This window comes from Sulfitobacter sp. CW3 (assembly GCF_019392245.1).
Lineage (GTDB): Bacteria > Pseudomonadota > Alphaproteobacteria > Rhodobacterales > Rhodobacteraceae > Sulfitobacter.
Genome location: NZ_JAHXRL010000004.1, coordinates 428,738 through 442,334, shown reverse-complemented (window position 1 = coordinate 442,334; position 13,597 = coordinate 428,738). Strand labels below are relative to the sequence as shown.

General features: G+C 58.0%; 13 protein-coding genes. 4 read left to right on the top strand and 9 right to left on the bottom strand.

Translation table 11 applies throughout. From position 1 onward, the window contains the following. Window positions 1-49 precede the first annotated feature (49 nt). Window positions 50-766, top strand: coding sequence for a glycosyltransferase family 25 protein (locus tag KZZ06_RS12215; protein ID WP_219580327.1), 717 nt, complete (start codon window positions 50-52; stop codon window positions 764-766). Between the two features lie 7 nt (window positions 767-773). On the opposite strand, the gene KZZ06_RS12210 is transcribed toward KZZ06_RS12215, so the two are convergent. Beyond that, window positions 774-1,427, bottom strand: coding sequence for a peroxiredoxin (locus KZZ06_RS12210; protein ID WP_219580326.1), 654 nt, complete (start codon window positions 1,425-1,427; stop codon window positions 774-776). Between the two features lie 163 nt (window positions 1,428-1,590). On the opposite strand from KZZ06_RS12210, the gene KZZ06_RS12205 reads away from it, so the two are divergent. Both KZZ06_RS12205 and KZZ06_RS12200 read left to right on the top strand, forming a co-directional pair. After that, entirely contained in the window at window positions 1,591-3,030 is a 1,440-nt protein-coding gene (locus KZZ06_RS12205; RefSeq protein ID WP_219580324.1) for an aldehyde dehydrogenase family protein, read from the top strand. 131 nt (window positions 3,031-3,161) lie between these two features. Beyond that, window positions 3,162-3,998 (top strand): alpha-1,2-fucosyltransferase, encoded by an 837-nt coding sequence (locus KZZ06_RS12200; RefSeq protein ID WP_219580322.1) that lies wholly within the window; start codon window positions 3,162-3,164, stop codon window positions 3,996-3,998. Window positions 3,999-4,011: 13 nt separating this feature from the next. Here the strand turns inward: KZZ06_RS12200 and KZZ06_RS12195 are convergent, their stop codons facing one another. Further along, entirely contained in the window at window positions 4,012-4,659 is a 648-nt protein-coding gene (locus tag KZZ06_RS12195; protein WP_219580321.1) for a pseudouridine synthase, read from the bottom strand. Window positions 4,660-4,717: 58 nt separating this feature from the next. On the opposite strand from KZZ06_RS12195, the gene KZZ06_RS12190 reads away from it, so the two are divergent. Continuing rightward, window positions 4,718-5,128, top strand: coding sequence for a nuclear transport factor 2 family protein (locus KZZ06_RS12190; protein WP_219580319.1), 411 nt, complete (start codon window positions 4,718-4,720; stop codon window positions 5,126-5,128). A 28-nt stretch (window positions 5,129-5,156) separates the two neighbouring features. Here KZZ06_RS12190 and rarD read toward each other — a convergent pair whose 3' ends face one another. The 7 genes from rarD to KZZ06_RS12155 all read right to left on the bottom strand — a co-directional run bounded on the left by rarD (window position 5,157) and on the right by KZZ06_RS12155 (window position 13,561). Further along, window positions 5,157-6,077, bottom strand: coding sequence for an EamA family transporter RarD (gene rarD / locus KZZ06_RS12185; protein ID WP_219580318.1), 921 nt, complete (start codon window positions 6,075-6,077; stop codon window positions 5,157-5,159). A 52-nt stretch (window positions 6,078-6,129) separates the two neighbouring features. Further along, window positions 6,130-8,574: an FAD-dependent oxidoreductase gene (locus KZZ06_RS12180; protein ID WP_219580317.1), complete on the bottom strand. Its 2,445-nt coding sequence runs from the start codon at window positions 8,572-8,574 to the stop codon at window positions 6,130-6,132. 12 nt (window positions 8,575-8,586) lie between these two features. Further along, window positions 8,587-9,477 (bottom strand): homocysteine S-methyltransferase family protein, encoded by an 891-nt coding sequence (locus KZZ06_RS12175; RefSeq protein WP_219580315.1) that lies wholly within the window; start codon window positions 9,475-9,477, stop codon window positions 8,587-8,589. Between the two features lie 62 nt (window positions 9,478-9,539). Then, window positions 9,540-11,987, bottom strand: a complete 2,448-nt coding sequence (locus KZZ06_RS12170; protein ID WP_219580314.1) for an FAD-dependent oxidoreductase — start codon at window positions 11,985-11,987, stop codon at window positions 9,540-9,542. Continuing rightward, the gene (locus KZZ06_RS12165) at window positions 11,980-12,363 is read right to left on the bottom strand and encodes a GFA family protein (RefSeq protein ID WP_219580313.1); all 384 of its coding nucleotides are present in this window, start codon (window positions 12,361-12,363) and stop codon (window positions 11,980-11,982) included. The genes KZZ06_RS12170 and KZZ06_RS12165 overlap by 8 nt, the downstream gene beginning before the upstream one ends. A 2-nt stretch (window positions 12,364-12,365) precedes the next feature. Further along, on the bottom strand, window positions 12,366-12,989 hold the full coding sequence (locus tag KZZ06_RS12160) for a LysE family translocator (protein ID WP_219580312.1): 624 nt from the start codon (window positions 12,987-12,989) through the stop codon (window positions 12,366-12,368). Beyond that, on the bottom strand, window positions 12,989-13,561 hold the full coding sequence (locus tag KZZ06_RS12155; protein WP_219580311.1) for a helix-turn-helix domain-containing protein: 573 nt from the start codon (window positions 13,559-13,561) through the stop codon (window positions 12,989-12,991). Before KZZ06_RS12155 ends, KZZ06_RS12160 begins: the two co-directional genes overlap by 1 nt. Window positions 13,562-13,597: the final 36 nt, after the last annotated feature.

Below are 13,597 nucleotides of genomic sequence, written 5' to 3'. Positions count from 1 at the left end.
CGCCATATCAAAGCTTTGAAAACCCCATAAAACGGGTTATTCCACGCCAATGAACACACTTATCATCCACATGCCCGGCAGCACTGAACGGCGTCCCAATGCCGAAAAGCTGCTACGCGATTTCCCCGATGCACAGCTTGTTGACGCCGTCGATGGTCGTGATCCGGCCCAAGTGGCTGATCTGCGGATTTTTCCCGGCAACCTGCAAAAGCCGGCCTATCCCTTTGCGATGAAGGGCGGCGAGATGGGGTGTTTTGCCAGCCACCGCAAATGCTGGCAGATGATCGTGGATAACGGTTGGGACTATGCAATCGTGGCCGAGGATGACGTGGCAGTTTCATTGCCAGACTTCGCCCGTAGCCTGTCGATGATCGCGGCCCACATGACCCCCGAGATGTTCATCCGCCTGCCCTTTAAGAACCGCGAGAAGACAGGCACCATCATTGCCGTTGACGGCGACACTCGGCTGCTGCTGCCGCGAAAAATCGGTTTGCAAACAGGCTGTCAGGTCGTGGGCCGCGAGGCAGCAAAACGCCTGCTGGCGAAATCGGAACAGATTGACCGCCCCATTGATACATGGTTGCAAATGCACTGGGTCACCGGACAGCCGGTCCACACGCTGCTGCCGAACGGGCTAACCGAGATTGCAGGGCAAATCGGCGGGTCCACCATCCAACAAAAAACCCGCACCAGCGGTAAGCTGATGCGGGAAATCAAGCGCGCGTGGTATCGCGCGCAGGTCAGACTACGGCCACAACGACCCTAAGCTGCCCTTATTTGGGTGCTTTGGTTGTGCGCAGATACGGCAGAACCGTTGTGAATTCACCAAACTTGGTCTTGGCATCGCTATCCGAGACAGATGTCGGGATGATCACGTCATCGCCCACATTCCAGTTCGCAGGCGTTGCCACGCCTTTGCCAGACGACATTTGCAAACCGTCGAGCGCGCGCAGGACTTCGGCAAAGTTACGGCCAACCGACATCGGATAAGTCATCGACAGCTTCAGCTTTTTGTCAGGCCCCACGATGAACACGGCGCGCACAGTCGCGCTGTCGTTTGGTGTGCGACCATCGGGCATGTAAGCTTCGGCTGGCAGCATGTCGAACGCCTTGGCGACCTTCAAATCTTCGTCAGCGATAATCGGGAAACCCGCTTTGGCTTTGGCGAAACCTTCGATGTCGTTCTTCCATTTCTTGTGCTCTTCGGCACTGTCCACGGAAATACCCATCACTTTCGTGCCCCGCTTGGCCCATTCATCGGCCAGTTGCGCCACGGCACCGAATTCGGTCGTGCAAACCGGCGTAAAGTCCTTGGGATGCGAGAAAAGGATCGCCCAGCTGTCCCCAACCCATTCGTGCAGATTGATCATGCCCTGATCGGTTTCGACGGTCATGTCCGGGATTGTATCGTTGATACGCAAAGCCATTTTAAAGTCTCCTGTCGTTGTTAAACTTCATATTCTATAATCTATATATGTCTTTCTCAGACCTGTGAAAGGCCTCACTTGCAGGTGCGACACTGTGGTGACATGGTGTGCGCAAATGGCAAGGGCAACCCCCGTGCTGCGATATCATAAAAGGAGCTTTCCAATGCTAGAGAAACGCGAGTTCTATATTAACGGCGAATGGGTTTCGCCCGCAAAGCCAAATGATTACCACGTGATCGACCCGTCCACCGAAGAACCCTGTGCGGTTATTTCCCTTGGTGATCAGACAGATACAGATGCAGCAGTAGCCGCCGCCAAGGCTGCGCTGCCCGGTTGGATGGCCACCCCACCTGCCGAACGTATCGCCCTGCTGGAAAAGCTGCTTGAGATTTATCAAGCCCGCGCCGAAGATCTGGCCACAGCCATGAGCACCGAAATGGGTGCCCCGCTTGAACTGTCCCGCACATCGCAGGTTGGTGCCGGCACATGGCACCTCAGCAACTTCATCAAGGCCGCGAAAGAGTTCAAATTCGAACAGCCTCTTGGCGATCACGCCCCGAACGACCGCATCATCCGCGAGGCGGTTGGCGTTGCAGCGCTGATCACCCCTTGGAACTGGCCAATGAACCAGGTCACCCTCAAGGTCGGTGCCGCCGTCGTTGCGGGGTGCACCATGGTCCTGAAACCGTCCGAGGAAAGCCCGCTGGACGCCATGATCTTTGCCGAAATGATGGACGAAGCGGGTTTCCCCAAAGGTGTGTTCAACCTTGTGAACGGTAACGGCGTCGGTGTCGGCAGCCAGTTGTCCTGCCACAAAGATATCGACATGGTCAGCTTTACCGGCTCCACACGCGCGGGCACGCTGATTTCCAAAGCTGCTGCAGATACGCTTAAGAAAGTGCATCTGGAATTGGGCGGCAAAGGCGCGAACCTGATCTTTAACGATGCGGATGACAAGGCGGTCAAACGCGGCGTTCTGCACATGATGAACAACACCGGCCAGTCGTGTAACGCGCCCAGCCGTATGTTGGTGCAGTCCGATGTCTATGACAAAGCCGTCGAAGAAGCGGGCAAAGTGGCAGCGCAAGTGACCGTAGGCCCCGCATCCCAAGAAGGTCGCCACATTGGCCCCGTCGTTAACGAAACCCAGTTCAACAAGATTCAGGACCTGATCCAAAAAGGCATCGACGAAGGTGCGCGTTTGGTCGCTGGCGGCACGGGTCGCCCTGACGGGTTGAACCGTGGTTTCTTTGTTAAACCGACAGTGTTCGCTGATGTGACGCCAGACATGACCATCGCCCGCGAGGAAATCTTTGGTCCGGTTCTGTCAATCATGAAGTTCGACACCGAAGAGCAAGCCGTTCAGATCGCGAATGACACGGTCTATGGCCTGACCAACTATGTCCAAAGCCAAGATGGCGCACGTCGTAACCGTCTGGCCCGTCAGCTGCGGTCCGGCATGGTCGAAATGAACGGCCAAGGCCGTGCAGCAGGGTCGCCTTTTGGTGGCATGAAACAGTCCGGCAACGGTCGCGAAGGCGGCATGTACGGGATCGAGGATTTCACCGAAATCAAAGCGGTCTCCGGCTGGGCTGCTGAATAAAGACATGTGATTTTAAGGGGGCCGCCTATACTGGGTGGCCCCTTTTCTTTTGGCGGCGCGTGATGTCGCCAATGATTTCCTATCCAGACGTCTTTTGGTAAAAGCCATCTAAATCATATCAGGGGATCGCGATGATCTACGCACGACTGCATGGCCGTTTGGGAAATCAGATGTTTCAATACGCCGCCGCCCGGGGATTGGCGGCGCGTCTTGATGTGCCGTTCACGCTGGATACCCGCCGCGCTGTCCACAAAGGCGAAGGCGGGCTGACCCGCGTATTTGATCTGGACCTGACGACACCGCAGAACCTGCCGCCCGCACAGCATGAACGGCCCCTTGCGTATTACATCTGGCGTGGCCTTGGCCTTGCGCCCAAAATCTACCGCGAGAAAGGGTTGGGCTATAATCCCGCCTTTGAGGCCCTGCCCGATGGCACCTATCTGCACGGCTACTGGCAATGCGAACGCTACTTTGCTGCCATTGCCGATGATATCCGCGCGGCCTTTGTACCGCGCCACCCGATGTCGTCACAAAATGCCGAGATGGCACAGCGGATCGCCTCGGGCCCGTCTGTATCCCTGCATGTACGGCGTGGGGATTACCTTGCTTTGGGGGCGCATGGCACCTGCGATCAGGCCTATTACGAGGCGGCTCTTGCCGCTGTCACGGACGGGCTGGAAACGCCGACAGTTTATGTTTTTTCTGATGATCCGCAATGGGCCAAAGACAACCTGCCACTGCCTTTCGAAAAGGTGGTCGTCGATTTCAACGGCCCCGATACCGATTACGAAGACCTGCGGCTGATGTCGCGGTGCCAGCACAATGTCATCGCGAATTCATCGTTCAGCTGGTGGGGGGCGTGGTTGAATACGAACCCTGATAAACGCGTCGCAGGACCTATCAAATGGTTCAACGATCCAAAGCTGAACAACCCCGATATTCTGCCCGACCGCTGGATCAAAATCTGATCACGCAGCCTTGCTAGAATGGTGCGGGTGCCCTGACTTTGGTGGATCGCCCGCCTTGCGGATGGTTGAAGCGCAGTTCCTCTGAATGCAGCATCATGCGCGGAAAATCCAAGGCAGGACCCGTGGCGTAAAACGGATCACCCAGTATCGGATGGCCCAAGCTGAGCATGTGAACCCGCAACTGATGGCTGCGGCCGGTTTTGGGCGACAGGCGGATGCGCGATGTGTCGCCTTCGTCCTTCAAAAGCCGCCAGTCCGTTTGCGCGGATTTGCCGGTTTCATGGCACACCATCTGAAGCGGCCGGTTCGGCCAGTCCACGATCAGCGGCAGATCAATCGTTCCCGACTTTTCCTCGGGCACGCCCCAGACACGTGCGACATAGGTCTTGCGGGTCATGCGCTTTTCGAACTGCAACCCCAGATGCCGCTGCGCATAGGGCGTCAGCGCAAAGATCATCACACCCGATGTGTCACGGTCCAACCGGTGCACCAGCAAGGCGTCCGGAAATACCGCCTGCACACGTGAAATCAGGCAGTCGGCCAGATGCGGCCCCTTGCCGGGAACCGACAGCAAACCTGCGGGTTTATCGACCAGCAATACTTCGGCGTCTTCGTGCAAAACCACCAAAGGATCTTGCGGCGGGTTATATTCTGTTTCCATACCTGTCCGTCTCAGATGTAGGGTGGTTTTTCAACCCACCTGCTGCAAAGGACCGACCATGCACCCTACAATTACCAATATGATCGACGTCGTCGCCAAAGGCGAAGCCGACAAGATCGCGCCGCTACTGGCAGAGGACGTCACATTCATGCCGCCGACCTATTACAAGACATGGACAGGCCGCGCGCCTGTTGCAGCTGTATTGGGGCATGTGGGGCAAGTGTTCAGCGATTTCAAATACCGTCGCATTATGGGTGAAGGCAACGACTGGGCGCTAGAGTTTCAATGCAAGATCGGCGATCTGGATGCCGTAGGCGTTGATCTGATCACATTGGGCGACGACGGGTTGATCGCCAAGTTCGAGGTCGCCATGCGCCCGCATAAATCCATCGGTGCGTTGCGTGATGCAATGAATGCACGGGTGATGAAAGACCCCAGTTTCCTCGCCTTCAAAGACGCGCTTTCATGAGGCGTTTGGGGGGCGGTAAACGGCCCCCCTATTTGTGCCGCATCTGACGGAACAACGAGATCGAATAGATCACCAGCGCCGCCCAGATCATCGGAAACGCGATCATCCGCGCGCGGCCAAAGGGTTCATCGAATACCAGCACCGCACACAGAAAGATCATCGTCGGCGCGATATATTGCAGGATGCCGATTGTGGACAGGCGCAACCGCTTGGCCCCGTTGGCATACAGGATCAACGGCACAGCCGTGACCAGACCGCAGCCAAACAGCATCCACGTGTCAAAAGGTGTCCCTTGCAAGAAATGCGTTTGACCCGTGGCACTAAGATACCCCAGATAGATCAATGCCGGGATCAACAGGATCAACACCTCAAGCAAGAACCCTTGGTTCGGGCCGATCGGCAGCCGTTTCTTGGCCAACGCATACAAGCCAAAGGTCAACGTCAAGCTAAGCGCCACCCAAGGGAATTTCCCTGAATCGACCGTCAAAATCCCCACGGCAACCGCCGCCAAGGCAATCGCGGCCATTTGCAGTTTTGACAGGCGTTCGCCCAGTAATACCGACGCTAACAAGATGCTGAACAACGGGTTGATATAATAGCCCAACGACGCATCCAGCGCGTGGCCCGAATTGACCGCCCAGATGTAGATGCCCCAGTTGATCGAAATCAGCGACGCCGTCACGCAGCCCATCAGCAAGGTGCGCGGGGACCGGAATGCCTCGCGCAGGGTGGCCGTGCGGCCCAGCAGGATCAGCACCAGCGCACCAACGGGGACCGACCAGATGATCCGATGCACAACGATTTCGGCAGCAGGGATATGGGCAATCGCCTTCATATACAGCGGCAAAAACCCCCACATGACATAGGCCCCGACCGCAAAGCCAAGCCCTTGGGGCGTGTCCTCTGACGTTGGCTTGTGATCGGCAGAAAGCGTATCCGGGTTGCGCATTTTTGGTCTCCTATGTCCCTTGCTTACGCGTCGGGTCAGCAGACCGCCACCCTCAAACTTTGACGCGTTCCGACGATGGATCATACATCGGTTTTAGCGACACTTCGGCCTTAACCCGCGTCCCCGCGATGTCGATCTCATACCCGGATGCCAACACCTGCGCTGGCGTCTCTGTCGCGCAGGGGACATAGCCCAGACCGACAGCCGCGCCCAAATGGTGCCCATACGCACCCGACGACAGATATCCGACAATCTGGCCGTCCCGCAAAACCGGCTCGTTGTGATACAGCAGCGGTTCGGGGTCGGTCAGTTTGAACTGCACCATCCGCCGTTCCAGCCCGCTTTCCTTTTTGCGTAACACCGCATCGCGCCCGATGAACGCTGGCTTGTCGGTTTTCACCGCAAAGCCAAGCCCGGCCTCTAGCACGTGATCCTCGCTGGTGATGTCGTGACCGAAATGGCGGAACCCTTTTTCGATGCGGGCGCTGTCCATCATGTGCATCCCGCACAGCTTTGCCCCGATGTCCTGCCCCGCAGCCATCACTGTCTCGAACGCGTGGGCGGCCATGTCGGCACTGACGTAGACCTCCCACCCCAATTCCCCCACATAGGTCACGCGGTGCACGCGCGCGGTGCCCATGCCCAGCTCGATCTCTTGGGCCGTGCCAAAAGGGTTCACCGCGTTGGTAAAATCATTCGGGCTGATCGCCTGCATCAGCTTGCGCGCGTTTGGCCCCATGACGGCCAGCACGGCCTCGCCCGCCGTCACATCGGTGATGACCACATTAAAATCGCCCTGATGGCGACGCATCCAGGTCTCATCTGCCAGACGTGTCGCGGCAGGGGTGACCACCAGATAGGCCGTATCTGACAGGCGCGTGATTGTGACATCCGCCTCGATCCCGGCGCGGTCATTCAGGAACTGCGTATAGACAATCTTGCCCACCGGCACGTCATATTGACCGCCCCCGATATGGTTCAGGAACGCCGTCGCATCGCGCCCTTCGACACGGATTTTGCCAAATGATGACATGTCATAGAGACCGACATTGCTGCGCACCGCCGCAAGTTCATCAGCCACGTTGCCAAAGAAGTTTTGCCGCTTCCAGCTATACTCGTATTCAGGCGTCTGGCCGGGGTTTGCGAACCAGTTGGCACGTTCCCACCCTGCCAGTTCCCCCATCACGGCGCCATGTTCCAGCAATTGGGTATGAAACGGCGTCCGCCTGATCCCGCGCGCGGTGGCCTTTTGCCGATAGGGGTAGTGGTCGGCATATAGCAGGCCGAGCGTCTCGCGCGCACGTTCCACGAGATAGGTTTTGTTGCCCTGAAACGGTTGCATCCGGGCAATATCGACATCGCCCAAATCAAAGGGTTTTGCCCCCTCGTCCATCCATTGCGCCAACGCCATACCCGCGCCACCAGCGGACTGAATACCGATTGAATTGAACCCCGCAGCGACCCAGACATTGTCCATCTCGGGGGCCAGCCCCAGATGATAGGCATCGTCAGGGGTAAAGCTTTCTGGTCCGTTAAAGAACGTATGAATCCCGGCCTCTGCCAACATCGGCATACGGTTTACGGCGGCCTCTAGGATCGGTTCAAAGTGATCGAAATCCTCGGGCAGTTGGTCGAATTCGAAACTGTCAGGAATGCCCTGCATCCCCCATGGTTTCGAGACCGGTTCAAACGCCCCCAGCATGATCTTGCCCGCGTCATATTTATAGTAGGCGCATTCATCAGGCACCCGCAGCACCGGCAACTGCTCAAGCCCCTTGATCGGCTCGGACACGATATAGAAATGTTCGCAGGCTTGCAGCGGGATGCTGGTCCCCAACATGCGGCCAACATCGTGGCCCCACATGCCCGCGCAATTGACCACATGATCGCAGGTGATCTCGCCCTCGGTGCCGTCGTCTGTTGTATAGGCAACACCCGTAACACGCCGCCCCGAGCGCAACGCTTTGGTAACCTTGACCCGTTCGAATATCTGCGCCCCGCGTTGCCGCGCGCCTTTGGCCAGTGCCAGCGCGATATTGCCCGGATCACCCTGCCCGTCCTTGTCCAGATATACACCGCCCGTCACGCCATCCGTGTTCAGATGCGGATAGCAGGCTTTGACGTCGTCGGGTCCGATTTCCTCTACGTCCACGCCAAAGGCCCGCGCCATCGCCGCCGAGCGAAAGATTTCCTCGCGACGTTCATCCGTCAGCGCCACCGTGATTGACCCGCAGCGTTTGAACCCCGTAGCGACGCCTGTTTCGGCTTCCAGATCGCCGTACAGCTCTTGGCTGTACTTTGCCAATCGCGTCATATTCGCGCTGGCCCTAAGCTGCGCAATCAAACCCGCAGCATGCCAAGTCGTCCCCGATGTGAGCTGCTTGCGTTCCAGCAGAACCACATCTTTCCACCCCAGTTTGGTTAGGTGATAGGCGACAGAACATCCAATGACGCCCCCCCCGATGATAACAACACGCGCATGAGAGGGGAGAGCCATAAGATGATTTCCTTAGACGATGGTGTGACCCGCCGCGCGCAACCGCCCGGCGATTTCTTTGATATGGGCGGGGCCGACTTCGCAGCAACCGCCCACGATGGTGGCCCCTTGGTCGATCCAGCCCATGACGTGATCGGCATAGGCGGCGGGCGTCAGATCGCGCCGCGCGCTTAGGGCATCGACAGTGGGCTTGTCTTCCAGAAATTCCTGCGTGATCTTTTCGAACCCGTTGGCATAGGCCCCGAAAGGCAGACCAGCGGTTTTCAGAATATCCAAGGCAGGCTTGATCGCTTCGGGCGCTGAGCAGTTGATCAACACCGCTGAAGCCTTGCCAATATGGGGCAACACATCAGCCAAAGGTTCGCCCGAGCGCAGGCGCGTGCCGTCTTGGTCATCGACCGACAAGGCCACCCAGACCGGCAAACCCGTTTCCAACGAAGCATCAAGAATGCTGCGTGCATGGGAAACGGACACGACCGTTTCGCACAGGATCAGGTCCGACATCGGCGCAGTCATCTGTGCCTTTTCGCGGTAAATTTTGACCGCTTCATCATAATCCGGGTGCAGATCCGGACGGTAGCTGGCCTTGATCGGTCCAATCGCACCGGCAACGCGCGCGCCATCAAAGTCTGCCGCAGCGGCCTTGGCTTCGGCCATTGCAGCGTCATTCAATTCGGCAAAGCGGCTCTCGTAGGGTGTGCCCTCCAGCCGGTCACAGAAGATCGCGTAGGTGTTGGATGTCGCGATGGTGGCCCCTGCGGCAAAGTAATCGCGGTGCACGGTCTCGACCATACCGGGGTGGTCGACCATGACCTGCGTGCCCCAAAGCGGCGTTGCCTTGTCGCCGGCACGGTGGACCAGTTCTTGGCCCATGCCGCCATCAAGAAGGGTGATTTCTGTCATAACGTCTCCTGCTGAGCGGGAATTTTTCAAAAATTCCGACCCGTTTTCTTCAAAGAAAACGACTACGCCCGCAGGCGTTCGTTTTCCGGATCCCACAGCGGTTGGTCCGCCTGAACAATTGCGCGACACTTGGTGCCGAAGATATCCACGTAGACCTCTGTTCCGACGCTCGCAAGGTCGGCCCGCAGCATCCCGAAAGCGATTGATTTGTTCACACGGTATCCCCAATCACCCGAGGTCGTTTCGCCAACCACCTCGCCGTCGTGCCAGAGCGTAGACATATAAGGCGCATCCTGATCACCCGCTTCGACAACCAACGTGACAAAGCGTTTTGAAACCCCTTGCTGCTGTTCATTTTGCAAAGCGGCTTTGCCCGGGAAGTCTTGCGGTTTGTCTAGTTTCACGAACCGGTCCAGCCCGCCTTGCAGCAGGGTATAATCCGTAGACAAATCGCCCTTCCACGCGCGATAGCCTTTTTCCATCCGCAGTGAATTCAGCGCCCACATGCCAAACGCCTTTGCCCCGGCGGCAATCACCGCATCATAAATCACTGGCATGTCTGCGTTGGCTGCGTGGATTTCCCACCCCAGCTCGCCGGCAAAGCTGACCCGCACCAAGGTGCAGTTTATGCCGGCGACAGTCGCAGTTTGATGCGACAGCCATGTGGCAGACAGGTCGGCCTGCGTATCCAGCACCACGAACAGATCACGTGACTGCGGGCCTGTAACGATCAGCGTCGAGAAGTCACGGTTATGGTCCATCAGCGTCAGGCCAGCGTCCTGCGCGGGGCGCAGCACATCGAAATCGTGCCACTGTGCCGAAGCGGCGGTGATCAGCGTAAAGTCATCATCGCCGTGGCGCAGGCAGGACATTTCGGTCACAACCCGCCCGCGGTCATCTGCGAAATAGGCAAGGTTCATGCGCCCGATCTTGGGCAGCCCGCCTGTAATCCGTTCCCGCAGCCATTCTGCAGCGCCTGCACCGGACAAGCTGAAGCGCGAGAACCCCGGCAGGTCCAGCACACCGACATGATCGCGCACGGCCTCGCATTCCTCGCGGATGCGCTGTGCCCATGGGCCATTGCGGTCCCATGTCTGTGTCGCTTCTTCCGACACATCATCGCCCGGTTGCGCGAACCAATTGGCGCGTTCCCAGCCGTTGTAGGGACCCATTTGCCCGCCTTGGGCGATGATCCGGTCATGCACGGGCGACAGTTTTTTGTTGCGGCCTGCGGGCCATGTATGCCGCGGGAAATGCATGGCGTATTCGTGGCCGTACACCTCGATCGCTTTTTGGTTCGCGTAATCCTGATCGGTGTAGTCGGTATAGCGGCGCGGGTCCGTTGCCCACATATCCCATTCGGTCTGGCCTTGGGTGATCCATTCGGCCAGCACTTTGCCCGCGCCACCACCTTGGGTGATGCCAAAGGTAAACACGCAAGCCTCGTACGCATTGGGCACGCCGGGCATGGGCCCAAGCAGGGGCAGACCATCCGGCGCATAGGGGATCGGGCCGTTGATCACGCGCCCCACGCCGGCCGTCCCAAGAAGCGGCACACGCGCCATTGCGTCCTCGATGTACCATTCCAGCCGTTCCAGATCGTCGGGATATAGTTGGAATGAGAAATCATCAGGCATCGGATCATCGGGTTGCATCCAATGGCCTTTGCAGTTCCGCTCGTAGGGGCCAAGGTTCAGGCCGTATTTATCCTGCCGCAGGTAGTAAGAGCTGTCGACGTCGCGCAACAGCGGCACCTTGTGGCCGTGCGCTTGGGTCCATTCCTTAAGCTCGGGGATGTCATCGGTCAGGAAATACTGATGGCTCATCGTCGCCATGGGGACCGTGCGCCCGCCATAGGGTTTGAACCATTCGCCCACGCGCTGCGCATAATACCCCGCCGCGTTCACCACCTTTTCGCAGCGGATATCGCCCTTGGCCGTGTGTACGATCCATTCGCCATTCTCGCGGCTTACGCCCGTCGCGGGGCAAAACCGTTCGATCCGTGCGCCCATGTCACGGGCCCCTTTGGCCAATGCTTGGGTCAGCTGAGCGGGGTCAATATCCCCATCATCGGGGTCATACAGGCCGCCCGCCAGATCATGGGTTTCGATAAAGGGGTATTTTTCCTTGATCGCGGCAAGGTCCATCATCTCGAGGTTTAGACCCTGATAATTGCCCATGGAGCAGGCGCGCTCGAACTCCATCATGCGGTTTTTGCCGTGGGCCAACCGGACCGATCCGGTGACGTGGTAATTCATCGGATAATCGACTTCGTCTGCCAGCCCCTTGTACAGTTCAAGCGAATAGCGCTGCATGTTCATCACGGCCCATGAAGTGCTGAAACTCGGGCAGTTCCCTGCCGCATGCCATGTCGATCCGGCGGTCAGTTCATTCTTTTCCAGCAAGACGCAATCCGTCCAGCCCATTTTGGCCAAATGGTACAGGGATGACACGCCGACGACACCGCCGCCGATGATGACAACCCGTGCTGTGGTTGGAAACTCAGCCATCTTCTTGCTCCTCTTGGGGGACACCATCGATGATGTCGTAATAATCGCCCTTGTCCGCGACAAAGATATGCCGCGTCAGATGCAAACCTGTGGGTCCATCAACCGCGCCAAGGGAAACGCCCATGTCCGGGTCGGCGTCTGATTTCCAGAACAGGAAGCTGCCACAGGTTGGGCAAAATCCGCGACGCACGCCGGGCGAAGACGTGTACCACTTTGGTGACCCTGATATTTTCAGCCCGTCGTCCAAAACCTGAACCGCCGCCCAATAATGCCCCGACTGCTTGCGACACTGGGTGCAATGACACGCAGCAGGGTCCCGCGCTGGCGCGTCAGCCTGAAACGTGATCGCACCACATAGGCAGCTTCCTTGAAGCATCGTCATCCCCTGCCTGCCGGCGCAGATGCGGCACCCAGCAAGATGCCATACAGGATAAAGCTGCCAGCCATCACACGGCGCACCCATACATTAAGCACCGCGCCCATCGCTGCGCGTCCCAGGCCCGCACCAAGGGCGGTAAACCCGGTATAGCTAAGGGCCGTGAGCGTCAGTGCGGTGGGCACAATCACCACCATTTGTTCCCAGATCGGAACGTCTGGCTGCACGAACTGACTGAACGCCGCCAAGTAGCCTGCAACCGATTTGGGGTTGATCGTGGCGATGGCAAAGGCGCGAAGGTAGATTGACCGCGTAGGCCGGTCCACGATGCTAACGGCCTTTTTTGCGTTCATCCATCCGCGAATGCCAAGGTAGATCAAAAACCCCGCACCAATCAGTTTCGCCACATTAAATGCAGTCTCGGACGCCGCAATCAGGGCGGTGATGCCAAACGCCGAGAGAACCAAAAACAACGAGGCCTGTGTCAATATCCCCAAGACGCCGATCATCGCGCGCTTGAAACCCAAGTTCATGCCGTTGTTGATACAATTGACCGCGTTCGGGCCAGGTGTGGTCACGAACACCACCCAGAACAACGCGAATATGATCCATGCCTCAAAGCTCATTAATACACCGGGGGGGCAATGACCCATATCGCAACAGCGGGGTCAGGGTTGGGGTTTGCCCAGCGAAAAGGCTCTCCGCGTACGCGGAAACTGTCGCCGGGGTTAAGAGTGTGGTTCGTGCCGTCGATCTCGATCTCAAGGCTGCCTGCGATCAGATATCCAACCTCTTGGGTGGGACGCACGACCAGATCCTTGATCCGACTAAAGGGCAGAAACGTCGAATGGACCATTTCAAAGTCATCGGTCAGATCAGGGGACAGCAATTCTTCGACCAGCCCTGCCACTGAGGATCCGATAGGGCGGCGGGCACCCTTGCGCACAATGAACCCCGCCTCGTTTGCGGGGGCGGCCGCATGCCGAAACAGCATCGACACGGACACCCCTAACGCTTTTGCGATATGGCGCAGGTCGGTGATGGAAGGCTCGGAGAGGTCACGTTCAACCTGGCTCATCCAGCCAACAGAACGGTTTAGGGTCTCGGCAAGATCATGCAGCGTCAGCCCACGTGCCTTGCGCAAAGCGCGCAAATCGGCACCGAGCGTTTGGGACGTGGAAAGAGGTGCGTGTTGCACTGTGCTGCATCCGTGAAATTGCTGCTTGTTTTTTCA

Coding starts and splice junctions, on each gene's coding strand:
- KZZ06_RS12215 (WP_219580327.1), top strand. CDS start 50: ATGAACACACTTATCATCCACATGCCCGGCAGCACTGAACGGCGTCCC.
- KZZ06_RS12210 (WP_219580326.1), bottom strand. CDS start 1,427: ATGGCTTTGCGTATCAACGATACAATCCCGGACATGACCGTCGAAACC.
- KZZ06_RS12205 (WP_219580324.1), top strand. CDS start 1,591: ATGCTAGAGAAACGCGAGTTCTATATTAACGGCGAATGGGTTTCGCCC.
- KZZ06_RS12200 (WP_219580322.1), top strand. CDS start 3,162: ATGATCTACGCACGACTGCATGGCCGTTTGGGAAATCAGATGTTTCAA.
- KZZ06_RS12195 (WP_219580321.1), bottom strand. CDS start 4,659: ATGGAAACAGAATATAACCCGCCGCAAGATCCTTTGGTGGTTTTGCAC.
- KZZ06_RS12190 (WP_219580319.1), top strand. CDS start 4,718: ATGCACCCTACAATTACCAATATGATCGACGTCGTCGCCAAAGGCGAA.
- rarD (WP_219580318.1), bottom strand. CDS start 6,077: ATGCGCAACCCGGATACGCTTTCTGCCGATCACAAGCCAACGTCAGAG.
- KZZ06_RS12180 (WP_219580317.1), bottom strand. CDS start 8,574: ATGGCTCTCCCCTCTCATGCGCGTGTTGTTATCATCGGGGGGGGCGTC.
- KZZ06_RS12175 (WP_219580315.1), bottom strand. CDS start 9,477: ATGACAGAAATCACCCTTCTTGATGGCGGCATGGGCCAAGAACTGGTC.
- KZZ06_RS12170 (WP_219580314.1), bottom strand. CDS start 11,987: ATGGCTGAGTTTCCAACCACAGCACGGGTTGTCATCATCGGCGGCGGT.
- KZZ06_RS12165 (WP_219580313.1), bottom strand. CDS start 12,363: ATGCTTCAAGGAAGCTGCCTATGTGGTGCGATCACGTTTCAGGCTGAC.
- KZZ06_RS12160 (WP_219580312.1), bottom strand. CDS start 12,989: ATGAGCTTTGAGGCATGGATCATATTCGCGTTGTTCTGGGTGGTGTTC.